Here is a 23,162-nt window from a genome sequence, read left to right as displayed (position 1 = left end):
CTACTGTCCCGAGGGGATTCGTCGATAGAACCTATGGCAGGGCGTTATGAACACCACACCGGCGAACAACGAAGACGGCGGCCAGGTCACCACGCAGCCGACGACGATCATACCGAAGACCGCAAGCGAGGCCTTGCGCCCGGAAGCCGGTACGCCGCCGCCGTCCAAGCGTTCGCGCGCTTCGCGCGGCCAGATCGTGGTTTTCATGAACTTCTTGGTATCCTGCGTCATGCTCGCCGTTCTGGCGACCGGCGCCGCCGTCTATTTCGGTCGGCAGGAGTTCTTTGAGGCAGGCCCGTCGGCCAATGGCGACACCTTCCTGGTCAAGCCAGCCACCGGTGTCCAGGACATTGCCGATCAGCTCGAGCGGCGCGGCTTCATCAGCGATGCGCGCATCTTCCGGCTCGGTGTGCGGGCCTATGGCAACGACCAGGCGCTCAAGGCCGGCGAGTATGAGATCAAGCCGCATGCGTCGATGCGCGAGATCATGAATCTTCTGAAAAGCGGCAAGTCGGTGATGTATTCACTGACCATTCCGGAAGGTCTGACGGTCGAGCAGGCGTTTGCACGCGTCGCCGCGGAGGATGCCCTGACGGGCAACATGCCGACGCAACTGCCTGCTGAAGGCAGCCTGGCCACTGACACGCTGCGTTTCACGCGCGGTGCCACCCGCCAGCAGATGGTCGACAAGCTGCTTGCCGATCAGAAAGAGCTGGTCGATGAAATCTGGAAGCGTCGTTCGCCCGATCTGCCGTTGGCCAATGCCGACGAATTCGTCACCCTGGCTTCGATTGTCGAAAAGGAAACGGGCCGTAGCGACGAGCGCTCGCGCGTTGCAGCGGTCTTCCTCAATCGCCTCAACAAGGGTATGCGCCTGCAGTCGGATCCGACGATCATCTACGGATTGTTCGGCGGCAAGGGCAAACCCGGCGACCGGCCGATCTATCAGTCGGACATCGACAAGCAGACACCCTATAACACCTATCAGATCAACGGTTTGCCGCCGACGCCGATCGCCAATCCTGGCCGCGCTTCGCTTGAGGCCGTGGCCAATCCATCCAAGACCAAGGATCTCTATTTTGTCGCCGACGGCAATGGCGGGCATGTGTTTGCCGAAACGCTCGACGACCACAATCAGAATGTCGCCCGCTATCGCGCACTCGTGAAGAAGCAGGCGGAGGACGCGGCGAAGTCCGGCAATTCCGAGCAACCTGCTGACAACGGCGACAATGCCGGCACCGGGGCCAACGCGGCCCAATAATATGCGCTTGGGGGCGCCTGGCATGAATCTGCAAAGTATGACGGGCTTCGCACGCGCGGTTGCCGACCATCAGGGAACTGCGATTGCCTGGGAAGTGAAATCGGTCAACGGCAAAAGCGTTGAAGTTCGCTTGCGCCTGCCGCAGGGTTTCGACCGGCTGGAGCCTCTCGTCCGGCAGGTCGTGCAGAAGCGTTTCGCGCGCGGCAATTTCCAGGCGACACTGACTGTTGGTCGTCCCGGCGGTTCATCCGCGCAACCTGTGGTCAATGAGGCTTTCCTCAAAGACATCGCCGGTCTCGCCAAGCGGCTGCAGGATCAATTCGGCGCGTCTCCAGCTTCAGCTGACGGACTGCTCGCGTTGCGGGGTGTTCTTGAGGTTCCGGAGGCGGTTGAAACCGAGGAAATGCGCGGTGCGCTTGATGCAGTCATCGAACGCGCGCTCGACGAAGCGCTTACGGGGCTTGTGACTGCACGTCAGAACGAGGGCGAGGCCTTGCGTTCGGTGCTGTCCGGTCATCTGGATGTGATCGAAGCGCTGACCTTGCGCGCCGAGGCCGACCCTTCGCGTCAACCCGGTGTCATACGCGAGAAGATCGCCGAACAAGTGCGCCTGCTGATGGACACTGCTGCGGGGCTGGACGAGGCTCGTCTCAACATGGAAGCGGCCTTTCTGGCGACCAAGGCGGATATCCGCGAAGAGATCGACCGGCTCAAGACACATGTGGTCTCGGGCAGGGCGCTGCTTGCTGGCGGCGGTGCCGTGGGCCGAAAGCTCGATTTTCTGGCGCAGGAATTCAACCGCGAATCGAATACGCTGTGCTCGAAGTCGAACGCCGCAGCAGTCACCGCGATCGGATTGGAACTGAAGGCCGTCGTCGACCAGTTTCGCGAACAAGTTCAGAATCTGGAGTAGCAGATGGCCATCAAGGACACCGGTTCCCGCATCCGTCGCCGGGGCCTGATGCTCGTTCTGTCGTCGCCATCCGGTGCCGGCAAGTCCACCATCGCGCGCAATCTCCTGGAAGCCGACCATGGCTTCGAGCTGTCTGTCAGCGTGACCACCCGCCCGCGCCGCGGCAGCGAGATCGACGGTCGTCACTACCATTTCCGCACTAGGCGCGAATTCGAGATCCTGCGCGACAATGACGAACTGCTCGAATGGGCGGAGGTGCACGGCAATTTTTACGCGACCCCGCGGGAGCCGGCGGAACGAGCCATGGCCGAAGGCCGCGACATGTTGTTCGACATCGATTGGCAAGGTGCCAAGCAGCTGCGTGAGAAGATGCGCGGTGACATCGTGTCGGTCTTCATCTTGCCGCCGTCCATGGCTGAATTGAAGGCGCGACTGAAGCGGCGCGCCGAAGATCAGGAAGCCGTGATCGAAACCCGGCTGAAGAATGCTCGCGACGAGATCGAGCATTGGACCGAATACGACTTCGTTGTCATCAATGATGATCTGGATCGGGCTTTTACCGAAGTGAAGGCGATCATAAGCGCCGAACGGCTGCGGCGGGACCGCCGTCCCGGCCTGTTCGATTTTGTTTCCGGTCTGCTCGACGAGGCGCTCTGAGCCCCACGTCTTGCGATAGATCGCTAAAGCGAATTCGCCAGGCGCACAAATTCTTCGACACTGAGCGTTTCGGCACGGCGGGTCGGGTCGATACCGACACGATCCAGCAGTGCTTCACCGCCAAGGCTTTTCAGGCTTTGTCGCAGCATTTTTCGGCGTTGGCCGAAGGCCGCCTCGGTGACACGACCGAGCAATTTCACATTGACGGGCGAAGGCGCCGGTCGCGGCGTCAAATGCACCACCGACGACGTTACTTTCGGCGGCGGCGTGAAAGCCTGCGGCGGGACGTCGAAGGCGATCCTGGCTTCGGTGCGCCAGCCGGTGAGAACCCCAAGCCTGCCATAGGCATCGCCATTGGCCTTGGCCACGATCCGTTCCGCCACTTCGCGCTGGAACATCAGCGTCAGCGATTCGTAATAAGGCGGCCAAGTGTCGACGGTTAGCCAGCGAACGAGCAATTCCGTACCGATATTATAGGGCAGGTTGGCGACGATCTTGACGGGACCGTCTGGGACCAACGTTTCGAAATCGGTCTTCAGCGCATCGCCTGCAATCACTTCCAATCGACCCGGATAGTGGTTCGACACTTCCGCCAATGCGTCGAGGCAACGCTCGTCCCGCTCGATGGCGACGACGCGGCGGGCACCATTGAGCAACAATGCGCGCGTCAATCCACCAGGGCCGGGACCCACTTCGATAACCGTTGCTTGCGACAGATCGCCAGCGGTCCGTGCCACCTTGCTGGTCAGATTGAGGTCGAGCAGGAAGTTTTGACCCAGCGCCTTCTTTGCCTGAAGTCCGTGGCGCTCAATGACCTCGCGCAGTGGTGGCAGACCGTCAATGCTCATATCGTCACCGGCGCTCGGACATTATCGGCAAGTTTTCCAGCCAATGTCAGTGCAGCGATCAGGCTATCGGGGCGTGCGATACCCTTTCCCGCGATGTCGAAAGCCGTGCCATGGTCGGGCGAGGTACGAATGAACGGCAGGCCTAGCGTAACATTGACGGCTTCATCGAAGGCCAGCGTCTTGGCCGGGATCAGCGCCTGGTCATGATACATGCACAGTGCGACGTCGTAGCCGGAACGAGCCCGCGCGTGAAAAAGCGTGTCGGCCGGCAGCGGACCGCGCGCATCGATACCTTCGGCCCGTAAAATCTCAACAGCCGGGCGGACGATCTCCAGATCCTCCTTGCCCATGGAGCCATCCTCGCCAGCGTGCGGGTTGAGGCCCGCGACAGCTAGGCGCGGGTTCTTGATGCCGAAACGCGCCCTGAGATCCTGCGCCACGACCCGCGCGGTTGTCGTGATCAGATCGGTGGTGAGCACCTCCGGCACAGTTGCCAGCGCTATATGAATGGTGATCGGGACTGTGCGCAACTCAGGTCCAGCCAGCAACATGACTGGCGTCACCGTCTCGCCGGTGCGCCTGGTGGCGAGGTGCGCCAGGTATTCAGTATGGCCGGGGAAGCCGAAACCGGCGTCGTAGAGCGGCTTCTTGGCGATCGGGCAGGTGACCACGGCCGCTGCCTTGCCATCGAAAGTGTCGCTGACTGCCCGATCGATCGCCTCGATCACACCTTGCGCATTGGCAGGATCAGGCTGGCCCGGTGTGTCGACAAAACGGGCCGCCAGCGGCACGACAGGCAGGCTGTGCTCGAAGGCACGCGACGCTTCCTCCTGCGCAACTTCCTCGACCTTGACCCCGATGCCAACGCTACGCGCACGTGCAGCGACCAGTGCAGGATCACCAAGCAGATAAAACGGCCGAATGGAATGACGATGGCGGTTTTGCCAGGCAGCAAGGGCAATCTCGGGACCAACACCTGAGGGGTCGCCGATACTCAACGCGAGCGGTAGTTCGGTTGCGCCCACGGCCGATCAGCGCTGTACGATGACGGCCTTGGCCTTCAGCTCGGAAACGTATTTTTTGCTCAGTGCGTCGGCTGCGTCGTCCTTCTTGCCGCCGCCAAAGCCTTCGGTCTGCAGCACCATCTGGGCGACTTTGTCGTCCGAGACTTCGCGCGCCGAACACACGCCAATGAATTCGATGCCGCGATCGGTTTCGCGCACGCTGGTCGCGCCACCGGCCTTGGTTGCCTTGACCTGGTCGGCCCAATCCGCGGGCAGCTGCGGCGCCAACACGCGACCGAGATCACGTACTGTGACGTCGATCAGTCCCTTGGCGAATTCGCGCGTGGTGTTGCAACCATTGAACCGGGCGCGCATCGCTTCCGCTTCGCGCTTGCGTTTGGCCATCGACGAACCGCGTTCTGCAGGGGGTACGACGAAGATGATCTGCTGCAACAGATACTCGGTGGCGGAGGGCTTGCTGCCGCCTTTCTGCAGCATCTTGCGCACGGCATCCTGCTCGCTCAGCCCGCCTTGCTCGGAGCGGTTGCGCATGGTGAGCGCCTGATTCCAAGCCATCTGCGCGCGAATGAATTCCTTGAAATGCTGCTTGGTGACGCCGGACTTGTCCATGATCCCGTCGAGCTGGGCAAGTTGCATCTTGTTGGTCGAGGCAAAGCGCGCATAAGCGTCCTCCACCTGCTTGTCCGAGATGCGGATGCCCAACCGCCTGGCTTCGGCAAGACGCAGGGTCTGGTCGATCATCTCCTGGGAGGCGTCACCCTTGCGCTTCTGCAGGCGCAGGAAAGCGGCGCGATGCTGAATGTCGCCACTGGTGATGGCAAGGTTGTTGACGACATATTTGATTTCACTGGCGAAGACCGATTGCGTCGACAATGTCAGCGATATGCCGGCCGTTGCCACTAGGAGCGCCAAGCTCGCGGAAAAGAGCTGTTTCCTCATCGTCCGTTCCAAATCCAATCCGATTCCGGCTCAAATCTTAGCCAGATTTGTCGTTTGCATGCCTGTCCTATGCGGCGAAACCGTGTCCTGCAAGGGCTGGCTATTGGAAACTGCTGGTGGTCGAGCCGAAATCGCCGATCGTGCGGAACGAGATGTTGAAGCCGAAATTGCGAGTCACTTCCTTGGTCACGCGGTCACGGCTTTCCGAAACGGTCATCAGGTAGGTGAAGCACTCGTCGTCATAGGCAAAACCAAGACCATCGCTGGTCAGCACTTCGGCCTTGATGTCGTATGTGCTCGATCCGAAGATGCGCCAATTCTGGTTGAGGCGTGTCGAAGCACCGAATGTCACCTCATGGCGATCGACCGGGAAGCCATAGTCCGGCTGAGCCTGGATGAAGGCGTATTGCGCCGAGACCGAAATCGGCGACGAGCCGCTATAGGCCGTCCGCAGTTCTGTCCGACGGACTTCGAAAGTGCTGGCGTCGAAGCGCCCGCTGACTGACGCCGACAAACCACCGGGGCTAGTGAAGCCAGCCAGGCCGACGAAATCGGATGTGTCGGTCTGCAGGCCGGAATAGGCGCCGACATTGACGAGATCCGGCTGAGCGAAGGAATTCGTGCCCGACAGCTGATAAGATTGGCCAAACAGCGCGTTCGTCGTCCAGCCATTAGCGTAGCTGCCGGAATAACGCACACCCACATTGGCGCGGGTACCACCCTCGATCCGATCATAACCTGAGAATTTGTCGCGCTCGAACAGGGTCGTGGCGTCGAACACCATGCTCTGTGCGTCCTCATTGGGAACGCGCAGGCCACCGACATAAGGCTCGTTGGGGCGCAGGAACAGCTGAGCCATCGGCTCGACAACATGCGAGCCACCGGTCAGGCTGGAAAACAAAACCGGCCAGCGCATTTCAAGACCAGCCGTCGCCATGGTCCTTGCGAAGGACGAGCGCATGTCGGTAGCCACACCCTGTGCAACTGCCATCTGATTGATGGCGTTGATCGAACCCGAGGAGGCATTCAAGTAGTTTGCGTCCGCTTGGAAAGCGAGCAGCGGGGTGAGCACCAAACCGCCGTCGGTGACGAAACTACGCTTCCATTCGGCTTCTGCTGTCAGACGCCCGGATTCACCCTCGATGCCACGAACGCGCTGAACAGCCGACAGCGTATCGTAGGGCGTGACGAAGGCCTGATCGAGACGGTCGCGCCTGATAACGCGTGCATTCAGATTGACCGACAATTGGCCGCCAGCCAGCGGTGCGTCGGGGATGTAGGCATAGTCCAGCGACGGCAGTACCCACGGCTGGAATTCGTCGCGCGCACCGGTCTGATAGCGTGCGCCAGAGGTCTGCGGCAACGTCTTTTCTTGCACTTGGAAGTGCATCGCGCGCAAGTCGAAATAGTTCCTGTCGTTCAGGCCGGTCAAATAGACTTCCGACCGATGTACGGAGTCATTGTAGCCCTGAATATGATAGGTGCTCGAAAAGTTTTTATCCGTCTGTACCAGAATGTTCCAACCGAAATTCCAACGCGAATTGATCGCAAACTGGCCTTTGGTGCCCATCATGCCGCGGAGTTTGTTCGGGTCGCCATCTGGTCCGGAGTCGACGGTGTTCGCATCGAATTTTCCGGGTTGTTTCTGGTTGATGCCGGCAATGCGCAAGCTGTACTGGCCGTTGTCGAAACGCTGGCGCCACTCAGCCTCGCCCAGAAAGCCCTGATTCGTATAGTACGTGCCGCGCGCAGTGACGTCGTAGGTCGGTGACAGCGCCAAGTAGTACGGAATACTGATTCCCGTGCCAAGTTTGCTGTTGATAGAGATGCCTGGCATCAGGAAGCCGGTCTTGCGCTTTACGGTCGGGTCGGCGATTTCGAAAGCCGGCAGGAAGGCGAGGGGGAAGCCGAAGAACTCGAAATTGGAGTTCTCGAACCGCACCGTCTTCTTCTGGCCGTTCCAGATGATCTTGCGCGCCTTCACACGCCAAATCGGCGCCTTGTCCGGCTTGTCCTCACATGGCTCGCAGGCCGTATAGACACCATTGTGGAATGTGGTCAGGACGCCACCGATACGTTCGGCGCTTTCAGCGCCGAAATAGGTTTTGTCCGGGGTCTCGACACGCAGGGCGTTAACGAATCCGTCGGCGAAATCGTCGGTAAGATCGATGTGCTCGGAATTGATCTTGGTGCCATCGCTCTGCACCAACTGAGCGTTACCTGAGGCAACAAGGCGTTTCGTTTTGCGATCGTAGTCGACGCGCTGAGCGACAAGTTTGTTGCCGCCATATTCGATCTGGACGCCGCCGACCGCGGTCACCGTCTGCTTGTCGTTGTCGTAGACCAGCGTGTCTGATTCCAGGAGCATCTGGGAACCAGCCGGAACAGTGGGTGTCTCCACCTTTTGGGCCGCCGCCGGGGTGACAAAAACGCTGCCTGCAACAAGGCATGCCAAGACGCTCACGCCGCACAGCAACGCAGCGCGCATTGAATTACGGCCGTGCAAAACCGCCCTCACCACTAGCCGTCTTCCCTGTAAAGCAGGAACGTTACCCCAAAGAACATCGCCACGACCACCGGAAACCATGCAGCTACGATGGTCGGGACGAATCCCGCCACTCCAAACGCTTTGACCAAAACAGATACGACATAAAGCAGAAACCCCGCAACGACGCCACCCAGAATCATCGTTGCCGATTGTCCCATTCGTGCAAATCTCATCGAGACGGTTGCCGCAATAAGCGTCATCGCAATCAGAAGGAAGGGCATCGCGACCAACGAATCGAATTGCATGGCGAACGCATTTGCCTTCAGACCGAAAGATCGAGCAACTTCAATCTTCTGCGGCAGATCGTAAAATGGGATTGTCTCCGGCCGAGCCAACCGCTCTTGAACGAATTCCGGCCTGAGGTCGGTCGGCAGCCGGTCGGAATCCCGCTTGCTGGCGTTGCCGTCTTTCAGGATGGTTACGTCTTGCAGATCCCAATAGCCGTCGCGGAGGAATACCTTTTTGGCGTCCTTGCGTTCGATGATGTTGCCCTGGGGATCGAGCAGGAAGAACGACGCGTCCGCCATCTCCAATCCCTGGTTCAGGATGGCGCGAGCACCGATGATTGTGTCGCCTGCCGATGTTTTCTGCCGGATCCACGGGGCTGCGCTTGCCGAGACATCGTTGGATGAACCCGATCGAAGATCGCTTTCGATCTGCTCGGATTGAGAAAATCCATAAGCAGCCAGCGGGTTGAGCACGCCTACCGCGACGGCTCCGAACATCAGTGCGCCGATGCAGCAGGGGAGCAGGAACTGCCAGGCGGAAATGCCGGCGGAACGCGCGATCACCAATTCATATTTGCGGTTGAGCGACACGAGCGTGGCCATCGCCGAGAACAGACCGACGAACGGTACGGTCTGCAGCATGATCATCGGCACGCGCAGCGCCGAGATCGCGAAGCCGAGTTGATATGAAAAACCGGGCAGGCCGGCAATTCGGCCGGTCAATTCGGTAAAATCGATCAGGAAAACGAGCGCGAATAGCCCGAGGAAAATCCAGATGGTGATCCCGAGGTAACGGAAGAAGAAATAACGACCGAGCGTCCAACCCATCACGCTCTCCCTTGTCGGGAAGCGACCCGATTGGCCCACCAAAGTCGCAGGCGCGGACCGAAGTCACCCATTCGGGAAAACATGTTCGTCAGCCAGTCAGCCCAGCTTACCGGTAGCTCCATGCGATGATTGGAATAGATCACCCAGCCGGCCACGACCGACGCGGCAAAAGGCACGGCCAGCACAACATAGTTGTAAAATGGATTGGTGCTCGCTTTGCCGGCGGCGAAGAAACCCAGCCAACGCACGAACAATGCAATGCAAACGGCAGTGATCAGTGGATGGATGCGCGCCTCGCGATGCGATCGGGCATCGCCGGCGACGGCAAGGGCGATCATCGCGAAGGCCAGCGTATAAGCCCATTCCGAGAACCGCAGCGCCAGTTCGGCCCGGTACGTGTCCGGCGATTGCTGGTAGATCTTGTCGTTCGGGTTCGGATTGAGCAGGTACTGAGTCGTCTGGTCTTTTGGATAAAGCGTGGTTTGTGCCGCAGTCGCGAAGGCCGACAGGTCGAAGGCGTAGGATGTGAAACGAATGACCGAAACGTCGCCGGCTGGTGCCTTACGATGGACGACGCCATCGTTCATCAGCAGCACCTTTTCCTTGCCCTTGTCGATTACCGCCCCGGTCTTGGCGTAATACACCAGATCAGTCCCGGGCTGGCGGGAGTCCGCGACGAAGATGCTGCCCAGCCCGCCATCGGCAAAACGTTCGCCGATCTGCACGAACAGCCCATCTTCGATTTTCCGGAAGGTGCCTTCCTGAATGATCAGCGACAGGAAATCAGCGCGGGCGCTGGCGATGAGTTCCCGGTTCTTTTGACGGGCATAGGGCTCGACGCCATTATCGACGATGAAGGAAAATACGCCTGCCGCCAGCGCCAGGATCAGGATCGGCTTGATGACGGTCATACGCGACGAGCCGGCGGCGCTGATGACCACCAGTTCCGAATCGGAATTCATCACGCTCAGCGTCTGCGCGACCGCCACGATGAGGGCAAAGGGGACCACGATCGGTATGATCGTGGGCAAAATGAGAGCGGCGACCTGAAAAAAGGTAGCAGCCGACTGTCCGTTATCCGTGACCAGATTGATGCGCGTGAGGACCTGGGTCGTCCAGACAATTGCCAGCGTCCACGCCAACGCCGCGAGAAAGAGCGAGAGCGCACGCCGGAATATGTAGAGCTCGGCGACCTTCATTCAGGGCAGTTCTTCTCGATTGATCTCGACGTGTGTCGCTGGTTTGAAGTTATCTTTCCGGTGACACCCACACAACCGGCCTGATTTGGTTCCGTTTCAAGTCATCGTATCCCGTGAGCCGAGTCTGGTCGGCAATGGATAAGAAAAGGCGAAGAGGCATGGTTAACGACAAGCTCAGCCAGACATTTGTGCAATGCACAGTCGAACGTCAAGTGTCCGGTGCGGTCAAATCGTCTCGTCGGCATTGATGGTCCCCGCAGCCAACAGCTGTTGACCTATGGGCTCTCTTCATTACGCCAACCTTGCGCTGGCCAGTCTTGCCAAACGTCCCAAAAGCGCGAAATGTCGCAACTCGCTTCGAACAGAAAATCACGCAGGATCTCATGGCCGCCAGATACTCCATCGCCTTTTCCAAATTTGCTGCCGTGAAAAAAGGTGCGGTCTTCGTCCTGTCGGCGGAGGACGCCGGAATTTCGGAAACCGGCAAAGCACACGATCCTGCCAACACGCTTGCGCGGGCGCTGCCAATTGCCGACTTCTCCGGTAAATTTGGCTCTGTCGCCGAGGTGCTGGCACCTGAAGGTGCAGAAATCGGTCGATTGGCAGTGATCGGCGTCGGCAAGATATCGGCGCTGGACGAATATGCCTGGATGAAGCTTGGCGGGCAGATAGCGGCCTCGCTGCGCAAGGCGGAAGAAGTGGCGATCATACTCGATCTGCCCGGCGTGGAAGTTGGCGCAGCCGAAGCGGCCGGCCTGGCTGCCGGCATTCTTCTGCGCGGCTACTCCTTTGACAAATACAAGACGAAGAAGGGGGACGACGCCAAGGACGATAGCAAGGCTCCGGTGAAGATCACCATCCAGCTCTCGCATCCGAGTGCCGCCAAGAAGGCGTTTGCGGAAATCGAAGCCGTCGTGGACGGCGTGTGCCTGGCGCGCGACCTGGTCAACGAGCCGGCCAATATTCTGGGGCCGGTGGAATTCGCTGACCGGGCCAAGGAGCTGGAAGCGCTCGGCGTCAAGGTCGAAATCCTGGCCGAGAAGGAGATGAAAAAGCTCGGTATGGGATCCTTGCTCGGCGTCGCGCAGGGGTCGCCACGTGGCGCACGCCTGGCTGTGCTGCAATGGAATGGCGGCAAAGCCAAGGACAAGCCGGTGGCATTTGTCGGCAAGGGCGTGACCTTCGATACGGGTGGCAACTCGATGAAGCCGGCCTCCGGAATGGAGGAGATGAAGGGCGACATGGGCGGTGCCGCTGCCGTGACCGGCCTTATGCATGCACTGGCCGCCCGCAAAGCCAAGGCCAATGTGGTCGGCATTCTCGGCCTGGTGGAAAACAGCGTGGATGGCCATGCCCAGCGGCCGGGCGATATCGTCACCTCGATGTCGGGCCAGACCATCGAAGTGCTCAACACCGACGCGGAAGGCCGTCTCGTTCTGGCCGACGCGCTCTGGTATTGCAATGATCGCTTTCATCCCAAGCTGATCGTCGACCTCGCGACACTCACCGGAGCGATCATGGTGGCGCTTGGCCAGCATCATGCCGGGCTCTTCGCCAATGATGATGAACTTGCCAACCGGTTGCTGCAGGCGGGCACGGTCACGCAGGAAAAGCTCTGGCGCATGCCGCTCGGTTCCGAATACGACAAGCTGCTGGACTCAAAAAATGCCGATATGAAGAACATCGGCGGACGCTATGGCGGCGCCATTACGGCCGCGCAGTTTCTCCAGCGTTTCATCAAGGAGACCCCTTGGGCTCATCTGGACATTGCCGGTACGGCCATGGGGGCACCCTCCAGCGAGATCAATCAGTCCTGGGGATCGGGGTTCGGCGTCAGGCTTCTCGACCGGTTCGTGCGCGATAACTACGAAGGCTGAGTTCTTGGCCGAGGTTCTCTTTTATCACCTGACGGAATCGACGCTGGAGGAGGCGCTGCCAGGCCTGCTGGAGCGAAGTGTCGACCGCGGCTGGCGCGTCGTCGTGCAAACAGGCAGCGAAGAGCGTCGCGACGCGTTGGATCAGCACCTGTGGACTTTCCGCGACGACGCCTTCCTTGCGCATGCGACGGACCATGAAGCCCATCCCGCGGAGCAGCCGATCTTGCTAACTACCGGAGGGGCAAATCCAAACGGCGCGCAAATCCGTTTCCTGGTCGATGGTGCCTTGCCGCCTGATCTGTCGGGTTATGACCGAGCGGTCTTCCTGTTTGACGGGCACGATGCAGGGCAGGTGGAAGCCGCTCGCATGCATTGGAAAGACATGAAGGCGGCTGAGCATACCGTGACTTACTGGCAGCAGACCGCCGACCGGCGCTGGGAGCGAAAGGCGTGACCCGTTGAGTGGGTGAGTGCCTGCCTAGGCGCTTCCAGCAGCTCACCAAACGCTCTAAGGACACTCCATGCGCGCGTTCTTTCTGTTGATCATCGCTGTCGGTATTGCTCTCGGCCTTATTTATCCGTGGGCGGTCCGGAATTTTTCCGGGGACGCGATCGGTACCTGGAGTGTCTATGAAAATGGCCGCTTCAAGCCGGTTTCGGTGCCCCTGAAAGCCGACAACGGACCGGTGCGGATGTTGGTCGACCTGACAACCAATGCCGATCGCATCAATGCTTTTGACCGCACTGTGTTGACCCTTACAGCTGCTGTCGGAGGTCGCACGGTGCTCGCCAAGACGTTGCATTTCAGCGGCAACCCGACGCCACGTGAGCAGAGCCCGCAACTCACGGACAAGATCTTTCGCGAAGAGGTCGGACCATTCGATGTCGAGAAGCCCGGTGTCTACGTGTTCACCATCGGACCAGGCGACGCCGACAATATCCAGATCAAATCGGTCAGTCTCAATCTGCGCGCCGGCGCTGCGGTTCCGGATGAGAGAGGCAGCCAGATCGGATTCGGCATGATCGGAGTTGGTATCGTTGGCTTGATGCTGGCGATCCGCCTGGGCGGTCCGCGACGACCCAACGACCCGGACATGCCACCCAAGCCGCGCTGGGGCAGGGCGGGAAGCTCCGCTTGAGGTCATGAACTGAAGCCATGAACTATCGCCACGTCTATCATGCCGGAAATTTCGCTGACGTCGTCAAGCATGTCGTGCTGACGCGCCTGATCGAATATCTGAAACGCAAGGACAAAGCCTTCCGTGTCATGGATACGCATGCAGGCATCGGGCTCTACGATCTCTCGTCGACGGAAGCGCAGAAGACCGGCGAGTGGCGGGACGGCATTGGACGGCTGGCCGGCATCGATGCCGGTGCGGAGGTGGCGGCGTCGCTCGCGCCGTATCTCGACGCGGTGCGTGCCTGCAATCCCCAGGCAGGCCTGCAGTTCTATCCCGGTTCGCCATTGATCGCGCGGCACCTTTTGCGCAAGCAGGATCGCCTGACGGCCATCGAATTGCACCCGCAAGACGCGGTTCGCCTGAAGAGCCGTTTCGAAGGCGATTTTCAAACGCGCATTATCGAACTGGACGGTTGGCTGGCACTCGGCGCGCATCTGCCGCCCAAGGAAAAACGGGGCCTGGTGCTGATTGACCCGCCTTTCGAGCAGGAGGGTGAGTTCGATCGTCTCTCGGACGGGGTAATCAAGGCCTACGGGCGCTGGCCGGGTGGCGTCTACGCGCTCTGGTATCCGATCAAGGATCGGCGCTCGATCGCGGATTTCCGCCAGCGTCTGGCAGAGTCCGGCATGGCCAGGGTGCTCGACGTCGTTTTCGAGGCCCGGCCGGATTCCAACGGCGAGAGGCTGGACGGCACCGGGCTTGTGGTGGTGAACCCGCCATTCACGCTGGAAGCGGAGTTGCGTTTGCTGCTGCCGGTCCTAACAGCGGCCATGGCGGAGCCGCGAGCGGCCGGCTGGCGGCTCGACTGGTTAGCGCGCGACGACGGCTAGATCGCCGATTTGATCGAAGTCGGTTCACTCCCAGCTTGACCGCCTCGCGGCAAATTCGCACAGTGCCGCCGATCATGAAGAGAGGCGTCCCATGACTCGCTCCATCAAACTTCTTCTCGCAAGCCTGATTGGTCTGAGTTCTGTCTCCGTCGGGGCGCCCGTGGCGCAAGCGGCGGATCTTTCGCATTACTCCGGCGATCCAGGCGTTTGCGGCGAGGCGTGGGTGCTCAATAAGATCACCAGCCGCTTCGCTTATCAGGTGCGCCACGTTCCGCATCTGCCCAATGTCCAGATCACCGATTTCCGCCGCATCAATGAGCGGCGCTATCTGCCGGCGGAAGAAGAGTGGCCGATCGGCCGTCGCTATTGCAACGCCAAGGTCGCGCTTTCCGACGGGCGCGAACGGACCATCTGGTATCTGATCGAAGAAGGGCAGGGCTTCGCGGGCATTGGCGACAATGTCGAATTCTGCGTTTCGGGCTTCGACCGCTGGATGGTCTATAACGGCGCCTGCCGCGTCCTTCGTTAGGCCGTCCGGCTTCTTGCGCTGGGTTGCAATCTTGATTGTCACCTGAACTGGTCTTGTTTATCCACGAGGCCTGTTCATCTTCCATGCCAGTAGGCGCCAGGCTGAAACAGCATGTGTGCCGCGACGAGGAAATCATGCCCAGTCTGCTCTATGCCTCAGCCTCGCCCTACAGCGCCAAGGTGCGCATGGCCGCGCTCTATGCCGGCATCGCCATCGACCTGAAACCGACCAAAACCGACGAGCAGCCCGCCGACCTTCTTGTCGCCAACCCGCTCGGCAAGATCCCGGTTCTGGTGCTGGATGATGGCAAGGCCGTCCATGACAGCCGCGTCATCACCCAATATCTCAACAGGTTGTCGAAAAACGCGCTGTTCCCGCGCAATGCCGAAAAGCGCACGGAGGCGGAAGCCTTGGAAGCGCTTGCTGACGGCATTTGCGATTCGGCCCTGTCGATGGTCTATGAGCGCCGTTTCCGGCCCGAAGACCAGATTTCGCAACCTTGGCTCGACAAGCAGTGGGCAAAGATCACGCGGGCGCTGGATCTGCTCAATGCAAATCCACCCAAGCTGCCGACGAAGATCACCGTCGGCCAGATGGCCCTTCGCGCAACGCTGGGTTATCTCGCGCTGCGTTTCGCCGGCAAATGGGAGAAGGGGCGTGGGAGGTTGGTGCGCTGGGCGTCGCGCTTCGACGAGAAGTTTCCCGAACTGAAGGGCTGCGTGCCGTCCTGATCCGAGACAGAGCGGCATCGCTCTGCCTGACTGAGGGCATTTGCTCCGCTCAATTCGCCTTTGGACACCAGATACAAAAAAGCCGGGCGAAACGCCCGGCTTTTTGCAGTTTCGATCGGAAGCCGATCAGAACTTCATACCGACACCGAACTGGATGCGGTTGTCGCTGTCCTTGACCTTGCCGATGTTGTCGAAGGTCTTGGAGCCGTAGTCGGTGTAGCGATACTCGACGCGACCGAAGACGTTGTCGGTCAGCTTGATGTCAGTGCCGACGCCGGCAGTCCAGCCGAGCATCGCCTTGCTGTCGCTGACACCGGCGAGCTGGTCGGTGACCTTCAGCTTCTCAGCCGCGCCACCTGCCGTACCGTAGAGCAGGATGTTCGGGCTGACCGAATAGCCGAGACGGGCGCGCAGCGAGCCTTCGAGACCCGACTTCGCCTTGAAGTCATTGCTGGAGCCCTTGGTGCCGTTGTAGCCGAGGTCGCCCTCGACGCCGTACACGAAGTTGTCCTGCTGCCAGTTGTAGCCGGCGAAAGCGCCGCCAACGAAGCCGTTCTTGTTGATGCGGGTGTCCTGGTCCTCAAGGCGGGTGCGGCCCGAGAAGCCGTAGCCGAGATTCACACCGGCATAGGCGCCGGCCCAGGAAGCGACGGGCAGTTCGGCGACAGGTGCCGGAGCCGGCGGCTCTTCCGAAACGACGTCCGCGGCGAAGGCGGGAACGGTGCCGACGAGAGCCAGCAACCCGAGTGCTGCAACGGCCGGCCGCGCGAATTTGTGGTTGATATGCATAGTTCTTACTCCATAAAGCCACAGACGCTGGCTTGTTCGTCGTGATACGTGATCCGCCGGGGGGATAAACGGATCAGGCGTTCAACGGTTCCGGAATTTGGTCGGCAAATGCGGCGGAAGCGAACCTGAAACTGGGTCATTCCCCGGCGCCAATGAGGCTGAACCGTGACGTTGCACTAGTGCAACAAAGTTGTCAGGAGCGTTGTGCCCAAGCACCGCTGTCCGGCTTGGTGCAAGGGGTTGCGGTCCCTATATTGGCCGTTCCATGAACTGCCCGGGTCCGAGTCGAGACCCCCAACGGGAGCGACTTGACACAATGCTGCCACATGAACGAACGGCATTTTACCTTTTTTGCCGGCTGTATCGGGCGCAAGCCGCTTACAGCAAGGAGGCCCGATGACAACCGCGGCCATTGGAACGGCTCTCGTCACCGGCGGAGCGAAGCGGATCGGCAGGGCGATCGTCGAAGACCTGGCTGCGAACGGATTCGCTGTCGCCATTCATTGCAACCGCTCGCGCGCGGACGCGGAAACCCTCGCTGCCGATATCGTTGCCAGTGGCGGTCGCGCCGCTGTCGTTTCAGCCGACTTGACCGATATGGATGCGGTGGGCGGTCTGATCGATGCGGCAGCCGAAAAGCTCGGACCGGTCGACCTTCTGGTCAACAATGCATCTCTATTCGAAGAAGACACGATCGAGAATTTCGACTGGGCAGGTTGGGACAGGCATTTTGCCGTCCACGTAAAGGCGCCCGCGCTTCTTGCGCAGCGATTCGCCAGTGCTTTGCCGGCGGGTCGCGAAGGGTTGGTCGTCAACGTGATCGACCAGCGTGTCTGGCGGCCAACGCCGCGCTATTTTTCCTACGCGCTATCGAAGTCAGCATTGTGGGCGGCCACCCAGACATTGGCGCAGGCCCTCGCGCCGCGCATCCGCGTCAACGCGATTGGGCCGGGGCCGACGCTGAAGGGCGCGCGTCAGAACGACCGTGATTTCCAGACGCAGCTCGATGGGGTGTTGTTGAAGCGTGGCCCGACGCTTGGCGAATTTGGCGCGACGATACGATATCTGTGGGGTGTGCGCTCGGTGACCGGGCAGATGATCGCATTGGATGGCGGCCAGCATCTGGCCTGGCAGACACCTGATGTGGCAGGCGTGGTGGAATGAGTTCCGGCAAACAAAAAAACGGACATGCGGCGGGCGAGGACCTGCCCGACGTCGATCTGGACGATGAAGACAGCGGCGAACTGGAGGTAACGCCGTCCGGTCCCGAGCTTGCATTCACGACAGTCGACTGGACGCAGCATGCCGGCGACACCGAAGGCATGGTGGGTGCCGAGGTCATCCAGACGCTCGTAAAGCGCCTGCCAAACGCGCCGGGCGTCTACCGGATGATGAACACCGCCGGCGACGTGCTCTATGTCGGCAAGGCGCGCAGCCTGAAGAAGCGCGTCACCCAATATGCGCAAGGCCGCTTTCACACCAACCGCATCGGCCGGATGGTGCGCGAGACGGCGACGATGGAATTCGTCGTCACCCGCACCGAAATCGAAGCGCTGTTGTTGGAAGCCAATCTTATCAAGAGATTGCGGCCGCGCTTTAACGTCCTTTTGCGCGACGACAAATCGTTTCCGTATATCTTGCTCACCGGCGACCATGCATCGCCCGGCATCTACAAGCATCGCGGCGCGCGCTCGCGCAAGGGCGACTATTTCGGCCCGTTCGCCTCGGCGCAGGCGGTGGGGCGCACCATCAATTCGCTGCAGCGAGCTTTTTTGCTCAGGAGCTGCACCGATTCTTTCTACGAGAACCGCACGCGGCCCTGCCTGCTCTATCAGATCAAGCGCTGCGCCGGGCCGTGCACCGGCGAGATATCGCAAACCGGTTATGCCGAGCTGGTCGATGAGGCGAAGGGTTTCCTGTCCGGTCGCAGCCAGAAGGTGAAGACCGAGATTTCCGCCGCCATGCAGGTGGCCGCCGAAAATCTCGATTTCGAGCATGCCGCGATCTACCGCGATAGGCTGGCGGCGCTGGCCCATGTGCAGAGCCATCAAGGCATCAATCCGCAATCGGTGGAAGAAGCCGACGTCTTCGCCATCCATCAGGAGGGCGGTCAGGTCTGCATCCAGGTTTTCTTCTTCCGCACCGGCCAGAACTGGGGCAACCGCGCCTATTTCCCAAAGGCCGATCCTGCCATGGAAGCCGCCGAAGTGCTGGGCTCTTTCCTCGCCCAGTTCTATGACGACAAGCCGACGCCGCGCACGGTGCTGCTTTCGCATGCTGTGGACGAGCAGGAATTGCTCGCCGAGGCACTTTCCACCCGCGCCGGCCGCAAGGTGTCGATCTCAGTGCCGCAACGCGGCGAGAAGAAGGATCTGACCGACCACGCCTTGCAGAATGCGCGCGAGGCGCTGGGCCGTCGCCTCGCCGAAACCTCGACGCAGGCAAGGCTACTGGCCGGTTTCGCCGAGACGTTCGGGCTCGAGAAGCCACCCGTGCGCATCGAGGTCTACGACAACTCGCACATCATGGGCACCAACGCCGTCGGCGCCATGGTCGTCGCCGGTCCGGAAGGTTTTGTCAAAAACCAGTATCGCAAGTTCAACATCCGCTCGACCGAGATCACCCCCGGCGACGATTTCGGCATGATGCGCGAGGTGATGGAGCGCCGCTTCTCGCGCCTGATCAAGGAACATGGCGACGAGCCGGCGGGCGAAGGGGATGCCGAGCCGGACGACATCGTCTCCGCCAGTTTCCCGGCCTGGCCGGATGTAATCCTGATCGACGGTGGCCAAGGCCAGATGTCGGCCGTGCGCAAGATTCTCGCCGATCTCGGCATACAGGATCGTGTCGTGGCCATCGGCGTTGCCAAGGGCCAGGACCGCGAGGCCGGCCGCGAACGGTTTTTTGCCGAGGGCAAGCCATCCTTCACGCTGCCGGTGCGCGATCCCGTGCTCTATTTCATCCAGCGCCTGCGCGACGAGGCGCACCGTTTCGCCATCGGCTCGCATCGCGCCCGCCGCAAGAAGGAGATGGTGAAGAGCCCGCTCGACGAGATCGCCGGCATCGGCCCTGGCCGCAAGCGCGCGCTGCTGCTGCATTTCGGTACTGCCAAGGCGGTCAGCCGCGCCGCAATCGAGGACCTGATGACCGTCGACGGTATCTCGGAACAGGTCGCACGACTTGTTTACAATCATTTTCACGAGAATTGACTGGCCCAGCGCGCTTTTGCGCTGGCCATACGATTTTCGGCGGTTGACCCCTGATATCGGCTTCTGATTTGAGTACGCAGGCAAAAAGGAAAACCTGGGCCGCATGGCAAGACGCGCATTCAACCTCCCGAATATGCTCACTTATGCCCGCATCGTCGCGGTGCCGATGGTCGTGGTGTGCTTTTTCCTCGAAGGCCATCTGAAATCGAGCGATTTCGCCCGTTGGCTGGCTCTGGCGATCTTCCTTGCCGCCTCCATCACCGATTATTTCGACGGCTATCTGGCGCGCGCCTGGCAACAGACTTCCAACATCGGCAAGATGCTGGACCCGATTGCCGACAAACTTCTGGTCTCGACCTGTCTGCTTCTGCTCGCCGCCGACGATGAGGGCATCGCCGGCTGGTCGCTTTGGGCAGCGATCATCATCCTGTGCCGCGAGATTCTCGTCTCGGGCCTGCGCGAATATCTGGCCGCGCTGAAGGTTTCCGTGCCGGTCACGCAGCTCGCCAAGTGGAAGACGGCGATCCAGATGGTGGCGATCGCCTTCCTTTTGGCCGGGCCTGCCGGCGACAAGATTTTCCCCTTCACCACCCAGACCGGGCTGGTGCTGCTCTGGATCGCGGCCGTGGTGACGCTCTATACTGGCTACGATTATTTCCGCGCCGGCTTGAAGCATATCGTCGACGAATAGCGGGAAGGGCGATGAAGCTCATCTATTTCGCCTGGGTGCGCGAGCGCATCGGCAAGTCCGAGGAAGACGTCGATCTGCCGGGCGACGTGACGACGGTGGCCGAACTGCTGACCTGGCTGAAATCGCGCGGCGAGGAATATGAAAACGCCTTGCGGCATCCGCGCTCCATCCGCGTCGCCATCAATCAGGAACATGTCGAGCACAGCGAGAGAATCGCGGGGGCACGAGAGATCGCGCTGTTCCCGCCGATGACCGGGGGGTGAGGCCGTGGCCGATCCCGTCCAACCGAAAATCAAAATCCAGGCGCAGGACTTCGATATCGCCGCCGAGATCGGGGAACTGACCGCGGGGCGTGCTGACATTGGCGCGGTCGTCACTTTTTCGGGCCTCTGCCGCGATGAGGCTGGCGCGCTGGTTGCCCTGGAACTCGAGCACTATCCTGGCATGGCGGAAGCCGAGATCGGCCGCATCGCGGTCGAGGCCATCGGCCGGTGGCCACTGCAGGGGCTCACCGTCATTCATCGCCACGGCAGGATCCGGCCGGGTGAGAACATCGTCCTGGTGGTGACGGCGTCGGCGCATCGGCTGGCTGCCTTCGAGGCCGCCAATTTCCTGATGGACTATTTGAAATCGCGCGCGCCCTTCTGGAAGAAGGAACATCGCGCTGACGGCTCCGACGGCGGCTGGGTCGAAGCCAAGGACAGTGACGAGGCGGCGGCTGCGCGCTGGCGTTGACTGACTGCTGGGCGCTCGGTTGCCTGGATCAATCGACCAAGGGCGGCGATCAGGGCTGGGCAATGGAAAAATGAAAAAGCCGGGCAGGGTGCCCGGCTTTTTCGTCGAGAGGCAAGCCTCGTGTCCGAGGCCTATCGGTATCAGCCGACGATTTCGGTGCCCGAGAACCAGTAGGCGATCTCTTCGGCAGCAGTTTCCGGCGCGTCCGAGCCGTGCACCGAGTTCTCGCCGATCGACAGTGCGTGTACCTTGCGGATGGTGCCTTCGGCGGCGTTGGCCGGGTTGGTGGCGCCCATCACTTCGCGGTTCTTGGCGATGGCGTTGTCGCCTTCCAGAACCTGCACGATCGTCGGGCCCGACGACATGAATTCGGTCAGTTCGCCAAAGAAGGGGCGGTCCTTGTGGACGGCGTAGAAGCCCTGGGCTTCGCGCAGGCTCATCCAGACGCGGCGCGATGCGACGACGCGCAGGCCGGCGTCCTCGAGCATCTTGGTGATGGCGCCCGTGAGGTTACGCTTGGTGGCATCCGGCTTGATCATCGAGAAGGTGCGTTCGATCGCCATGGGTCGTCCTTTGGTGATGGGGATTGAGGTGTGGCGGGCTCTATACAGGCCGTCCGACGCATTGCCAAGGGGAAGAGAGGCAGTCAGGCCGCCGCGGGAACGCCGGCACCCAACCCGCCGAACAGACCGAGGCAACGGCGGAACCATTCGTCGATCGGATCGTCGTGGTCGAGCAGCGAATAGGGCGAACTCACGCGCGCCCATTGCAGCGCGCCAAAGACGATATAGTCGGCAAACAAAGGCGAGTGCCCACCAAGATAGGGCTGGTAGGAAAGCGTGCTGCGCAGGGGTTCCAGGGAGGCCCTGAACGCGCCGAGGCCTGCGTCGCGCGCAGCGGAAACATCTTCGAGCCGCTTGCCCAGTCGTGCTTCGCGGCTGCTGCGGAAATAGGGCACATTGCGCTCATCCTGCATCTGGAAGATGTCGAACACGATGGCGGTGGTGATGAACGGGTGCATGGTGATCTGTGTCCAGCGCTCGACGAAGCGAGCCATCGCCTTGCCGCCTTCGCCGCCGAAAAGCGTCGGCCTGTCCGGATAGGCCCCTTCGAGGTGGAGAGCGATTGCGAAGGAATCCGCCACAGCCCGGTCACCGTCGCGGATAACCGGAACGGTCTTGGACAGTCCATTTTCGACCTGGGCGATATCGAGGAAGCGGGTCGGAAGCGTTTCGAACGCCAGTCCCTTGTGGGCGAGCGCCATTTTCGCCTTCCAGCAATGCGGGCTGTAGGGGAGCTTTTCGTCCCGGCCGACGAGATCGTAGAGCAAAATGGTCATGGCCTTGGCCTTTCGGACGTTCTAGAGCAGTTCCCGCATTCAGGCATTCCGTTGGCGGGAACCGAGGGTAGGGATGAAAAGGCATTTCATGATGTTCGCCGCCTATAATCAATGGGCCAACAACCGCCTCTACAACGCCGCCGCCGACCTGACCGACGAAGAATTCAACCGCAACACCGGCGCTTTCTTCGGTTCGATGATGGGCACGTTGAATCACCTGCTTGTCACGGACCGCATCTGGATGAAGCGTTTCACCGGTGAAGGCGACGCGCCGTCGGCACTCGATGCCATCATTCAAAAAGCCCTGCCGGCTCTGTGGGTGGCCCGCGAAACCGAAGACAAGCGTATTGTCGACTGGGTTGAACGACTGGGCGATGCGGATATCGCCGGCCGCTTTTCCTATCTGACGGCGGATATGCGGACAATCTCGCAGAGGCTGGCGCCGGCACTCGATCACGTTTTCAACCACCAGACGCACCACCGTGGGCAGGCTCACATGATCCTGACAGTTCTCGGACGCCCTTCCTTGTCTTTGGATCTCATGTATTTCCAGCGCGCAGAAGAAGGGCGCGCCTACGCGTAATCTTTACGCATGTTCTAATTTTCATATATAATAAAATTCGACGGCAATTGACCCGAAGTGGCAAACGCGTCGAAAGCTATAAATATTGAAACGTCAGCGTGTATTGTAGGTTCTGATATTCTCCTATCGTTTTGATTTCGTGCCGGCCATGAAGGCCATGCTGTCGACGAAGCGCGAAACCATAAGGAGGATGTTATGGCTAGTTTCGTAAAGAGTCTCGCCG

General features: G+C 60.5%; 24 protein-coding genes. 15 read left to right on the top strand and 9 right to left on the bottom strand.

Annotated elements, in window-relative coordinates; all coding sequences use genetic code 11:
- The first annotated feature begins 46 nt into the window (after positions 1–46).
- The 3 genes from mltG to gmk are packed head-to-tail and all read left to right on the top strand — an operon-like array spanning position 47 to position 2,831.
- On the top strand, positions 47–1,261 hold the full coding sequence (mltG, locus tag FZF13_RS24170; RefSeq protein WP_024926178.1) for an endolytic transglycosylase MltG: 1,215 nt from the start codon (positions 47–49) through the stop codon (positions 1,259–1,261).
- 22 nt (positions 1,262–1,283) lie between these two features.
- Complete coding sequence (locus FZF13_RS24165) at positions 1,284–2,174, top strand: YicC/YloC family endoribonuclease (protein ID WP_024926179.1); 891 nt, start codon at positions 1,284–1,286, stop codon at positions 2,172–2,174.
- 3 nt (positions 2,175–2,177) lie between these two features.
- Entirely contained in the window at positions 2,178–2,831 is a 654-nt protein-coding gene (gmk, locus tag FZF13_RS24160; protein WP_024926180.1) for a guanylate kinase, read from the top strand.
- A 23-nt stretch (positions 2,832–2,854) separates the two neighbouring features.
- On the opposite strand, the gene rsmA is transcribed toward gmk, so the two are convergent.
- The 6 genes from rsmA to lptF all read right to left on the bottom strand — a co-directional run bounded on the left by rsmA (position 2,855) and on the right by lptF (position 10,445).
- Positions 2,855–3,679 (bottom strand): 16S rRNA (adenine(1518)-N(6)/adenine(1519)-N(6))-dimethyltransferase RsmA, encoded by an 825-nt coding sequence (rsmA, locus tag FZF13_RS24155; RefSeq protein ID WP_024926181.1) that lies wholly within the window; start codon positions 3,677–3,679, stop codon positions 2,855–2,857.
- Entirely contained in the window at positions 3,676–4,704 is a 1,029-nt protein-coding gene (pdxA, locus tag FZF13_RS24150) for a 4-hydroxythreonine-4-phosphate dehydrogenase PdxA (RefSeq protein ID WP_024926182.1), read from the bottom strand. Before pdxA ends, rsmA begins: the two co-directional genes overlap by 4 nt.
- Positions 4,705–4,710: 6 nt before the next feature.
- Complete coding sequence (locus tag FZF13_RS24145) at positions 4,711–5,643, bottom strand: peptidylprolyl isomerase (protein WP_024926183.1); 933 nt, start codon at positions 5,641–5,643, stop codon at positions 4,711–4,713.
- Between the two features lie 100 nt (positions 5,644–5,743).
- Complete coding sequence (locus FZF13_RS24140) at positions 5,744–8,131, bottom strand: LPS-assembly protein LptD (RefSeq protein ID WP_036254018.1); 2,388 nt, start codon at positions 8,129–8,131, stop codon at positions 5,744–5,746.
- Between the two features lie 32 nt (positions 8,132–8,163).
- The gene (gene lptG / locus FZF13_RS24135) at positions 8,164–9,249 is read right to left on the bottom strand and encodes an LPS export ABC transporter permease LptG (RefSeq protein ID WP_024926185.1); all 1,086 of its coding nucleotides are present in this window, start codon (positions 9,247–9,249) and stop codon (positions 8,164–8,166) included.
- Positions 9,246–10,445 carry an LPS export ABC transporter permease LptF gene (lptF, locus tag FZF13_RS24130; RefSeq protein WP_024926186.1) on the bottom strand — a complete coding sequence of 400 codons (1,200 nt, stop codon included), beginning with the start codon at positions 10,443–10,445 and terminating at the stop codon, positions 9,246–9,248. Before lptF ends, lptG begins: the two co-directional genes overlap by 4 nt.
- A 383-nt stretch (positions 10,446–10,828) precedes the next feature.
- Between lptF and FZF13_RS24125 the strand changes: the two genes are divergently transcribed.
- From FZF13_RS24125 to FZF13_RS24100, 6 genes are all read left to right on the top strand, one after another.
- Positions 10,829–12,322 carry a leucyl aminopeptidase gene (locus FZF13_RS24125; protein ID WP_024926187.1) on the top strand — a complete coding sequence of 498 codons (1,494 nt, stop codon included), beginning with the start codon at positions 10,829–10,831 and terminating at the stop codon, positions 12,320–12,322.
- Positions 12,323–12,326: 4 nt separating this feature from the next.
- Positions 12,327–12,776, top strand: coding sequence for a DNA polymerase III subunit chi (locus FZF13_RS24120; RefSeq protein WP_024926188.1), 450 nt, complete (start codon positions 12,327–12,329; stop codon positions 12,774–12,776).
- A gap of 67 nt (positions 12,777–12,843) precedes the next feature.
- Entirely contained in the window at positions 12,844–13,461 is a 618-nt protein-coding gene (locus tag FZF13_RS24115; RefSeq protein ID WP_024926189.1) for a hypothetical protein, read from the top strand.
- A gap of 17 nt (positions 13,462–13,478) precedes the next feature.
- Positions 13,479–14,333 carry a 23S rRNA (adenine(2030)-N(6))-methyltransferase RlmJ gene (locus tag FZF13_RS24110; RefSeq protein WP_024926190.1) on the top strand — a complete coding sequence of 285 codons (855 nt, stop codon included), beginning with the start codon at positions 13,479–13,481 and terminating at the stop codon, positions 14,331–14,333.
- Between the two features lie 91 nt (positions 14,334–14,424).
- Positions 14,425–14,862 carry a hypothetical protein gene (locus FZF13_RS24105; protein WP_024926191.1) on the top strand — a complete coding sequence of 146 codons (438 nt, stop codon included), beginning with the start codon at positions 14,425–14,427 and terminating at the stop codon, positions 14,860–14,862.
- Positions 14,863–14,996: 134 nt separating this feature from the next.
- Positions 14,997–15,593 carry a glutathione S-transferase family protein gene (locus FZF13_RS24100; RefSeq protein WP_024926192.1) on the top strand — a complete coding sequence of 199 codons (597 nt, stop codon included), beginning with the start codon at positions 14,997–14,999 and terminating at the stop codon, positions 15,591–15,593.
- Between the two features lie 126 nt (positions 15,594–15,719).
- Here FZF13_RS24100 and FZF13_RS24095 read toward each other — a convergent pair whose 3' ends face one another.
- Positions 15,720–16,382 (bottom strand): outer membrane protein, encoded by a 663-nt coding sequence (locus tag FZF13_RS24095; protein ID WP_024926193.1) that lies wholly within the window; start codon positions 16,380–16,382, stop codon positions 15,720–15,722.
- Positions 16,383–16,778: 396 nt separating this feature from the next.
- On the opposite strand from FZF13_RS24095, the gene FZF13_RS24090 reads away from it, so the two are divergent.
- The 5 genes from FZF13_RS24090 to FZF13_RS24070 all read left to right on the top strand — a co-directional run bounded on the left by FZF13_RS24090 (position 16,779) and on the right by FZF13_RS24070 (position 21,017).
- Complete coding sequence (locus FZF13_RS24090; protein ID WP_024926194.1) at positions 16,779–17,546, top strand: SDR family oxidoreductase; 768 nt, start codon at positions 16,779–16,781, stop codon at positions 17,544–17,546.
- Complete coding sequence (uvrC, locus tag FZF13_RS24085) at positions 17,543–19,591, top strand: excinuclease ABC subunit UvrC (RefSeq protein ID WP_024926195.1); 2,049 nt, start codon at positions 17,543–17,545, stop codon at positions 19,589–19,591. Before FZF13_RS24090 ends, uvrC begins: the two co-directional genes overlap by 4 nt.
- Positions 19,592–19,694: 103 nt before the next feature.
- Entirely contained in the window at positions 19,695–20,282 is a 588-nt protein-coding gene (gene pgsA, locus FZF13_RS24080) for a CDP-diacylglycerol--glycerol-3-phosphate 3-phosphatidyltransferase (protein WP_024926196.1), read from the top strand.
- Positions 20,283–20,293: 11 nt separating this feature from the next.
- Complete coding sequence (gene moaD / locus FZF13_RS24075; protein WP_024926197.1) at positions 20,294–20,545, top strand: molybdopterin converting factor subunit 1; 252 nt, start codon at positions 20,294–20,296, stop codon at positions 20,543–20,545.
- Positions 20,546–20,549: 4 nt separating this feature from the next.
- Positions 20,550–21,017 carry a molybdenum cofactor biosynthesis protein MoaE gene (locus FZF13_RS24070; protein WP_024926198.1) on the top strand — a complete coding sequence of 156 codons (468 nt, stop codon included), beginning with the start codon at positions 20,550–20,552 and terminating at the stop codon, positions 21,015–21,017.
- A 140-nt stretch (positions 21,018–21,157) separates the two neighbouring features.
- Here the strand turns inward: FZF13_RS24070 and ndk are convergent, their stop codons facing one another.
- Positions 21,158–21,580 (bottom strand): nucleoside-diphosphate kinase, encoded by a 423-nt coding sequence (gene ndk, locus FZF13_RS24065; RefSeq protein ID WP_024926199.1) that lies wholly within the window; start codon positions 21,578–21,580, stop codon positions 21,158–21,160.
- Positions 21,581–21,663: 83 nt separating this feature from the next.
- Entirely contained in the window at positions 21,664–22,356 is a 693-nt protein-coding gene (locus FZF13_RS24060; RefSeq protein WP_024926200.1) for a glutathione S-transferase family protein, read from the bottom strand.
- Between the two features lie 73 nt (positions 22,357–22,429).
- Here FZF13_RS24060 and FZF13_RS24055 point away from each other — a divergent pair, with 73 nt between their 5' ends.
- Complete coding sequence (locus FZF13_RS24055; protein WP_024926201.1) at positions 22,430–22,939, top strand: DinB family protein; 510 nt, start codon at positions 22,430–22,432, stop codon at positions 22,937–22,939.
- The last annotated feature ends 223 nt before the right edge of the window (positions 22,940–23,162 follow it).

Source organism: Mesorhizobium terrae (assembly GCF_008727715.1).
Taxonomy (GTDB): domain Bacteria; phylum Pseudomonadota; class Alphaproteobacteria; order Rhizobiales; family Rhizobiaceae; genus Mesorhizobium; species Mesorhizobium terrae.
This window is presented reverse-complemented; position numbering and strand designations above follow the sequence as displayed.

What these genes read in the sequence shown, in the direction of transcription:
- rsmA (WP_024926181.1), bottom strand. Translation starts at nt 3,679, where the DNA reads ATGAGCATTGACGGTCTGCCACCACTGCGCGAGGTCATTGAGCGCCAC.
- FZF13_RS24165 (WP_024926179.1), top strand. Translation starts at nt 1,284, where the DNA reads ATGAATCTGCAAAGTATGACGGGCTTCGCACGCGCGGTTGCCGACCAT.
- lptF (WP_024926186.1), bottom strand. Translation starts at nt 10,445, where the DNA reads ATGAAGGTCGCCGAGCTCTACATATTCCGGCGTGCGCTCTCGCTCTTT.
- ndk (WP_024926199.1), bottom strand. Translation starts at nt 21,580, where the DNA reads ATGGCGATCGAACGCACCTTCTCGATGATCAAGCCGGATGCCACCAAG.
- FZF13_RS24095 (WP_024926193.1), bottom strand. Translation starts at nt 16,382, where the DNA reads ATGCATATCAACCACAAATTCGCGCGGCCGGCCGTTGCAGCACTCGGG.
- FZF13_RS24110 (WP_024926190.1), top strand. Translation starts at nt 13,479, where the DNA reads ATGAACTATCGCCACGTCTATCATGCCGGAAATTTCGCTGACGTCGTC.
- FZF13_RS24140 (WP_036254018.1), bottom strand. Translation starts at nt 8,131, where the DNA reads ATGCGCGCTGCGTTGCTGTGCGGCGTGAGCGTCTTGGCATGCCTTGTT.
- FZF13_RS24055 (WP_024926201.1), top strand. Translation starts at nt 22,430, where the DNA reads ATGAAAAGGCATTTCATGATGTTCGCCGCCTATAATCAATGGGCCAAC.
- FZF13_RS24060 (WP_024926200.1), bottom strand. Translation starts at nt 22,356, where the DNA reads ATGACCATTTTGCTCTACGATCTCGTCGGCCGGGACGAAAAGCTCCCC.
- gmk (WP_024926180.1), top strand. Translation starts at nt 2,178, where the DNA reads ATGGCCATCAAGGACACCGGTTCCCGCATCCGTCGCCGGGGCCTGATG.
- mltG (WP_024926178.1), top strand. Translation starts at nt 47, where the DNA reads ATGAACACCACACCGGCGAACAACGAAGACGGCGGCCAGGTCACCACG.
- FZF13_RS24105 (WP_024926191.1), top strand. Translation starts at nt 14,425, where the DNA reads ATGACTCGCTCCATCAAACTTCTTCTCGCAAGCCTGATTGGTCTGAGT.
- moaD (WP_024926197.1), top strand. Translation starts at nt 20,294, where the DNA reads ATGAAGCTCATCTATTTCGCCTGGGTGCGCGAGCGCATCGGCAAGTCC.
- pgsA (WP_024926196.1), top strand. Translation starts at nt 19,695, where the DNA reads ATGGCAAGACGCGCATTCAACCTCCCGAATATGCTCACTTATGCCCGC.
- FZF13_RS24145 (WP_024926183.1), bottom strand. Translation starts at nt 5,643, where the DNA reads ATGAGGAAACAGCTCTTTTCCGCGAGCTTGGCGCTCCTAGTGGCAACG.
- FZF13_RS24115 (WP_024926189.1), top strand. Translation starts at nt 12,844, where the DNA reads ATGCGCGCGTTCTTTCTGTTGATCATCGCTGTCGGTATTGCTCTCGGC.
- uvrC (WP_024926195.1), top strand. Translation starts at nt 17,543, where the DNA reads ATGAGTTCCGGCAAACAAAAAAACGGACATGCGGCGGGCGAGGACCTG.
- FZF13_RS24100 (WP_024926192.1), top strand. Translation starts at nt 14,997, where the DNA reads ATGCCCAGTCTGCTCTATGCCTCAGCCTCGCCCTACAGCGCCAAGGTG.
- FZF13_RS24125 (WP_024926187.1), top strand. Translation starts at nt 10,829, where the DNA reads ATGGCCGCCAGATACTCCATCGCCTTTTCCAAATTTGCTGCCGTGAAA.
- FZF13_RS24090 (WP_024926194.1), top strand. Translation starts at nt 16,779, where the DNA reads ATGACAACCGCGGCCATTGGAACGGCTCTCGTCACCGGCGGAGCGAAG.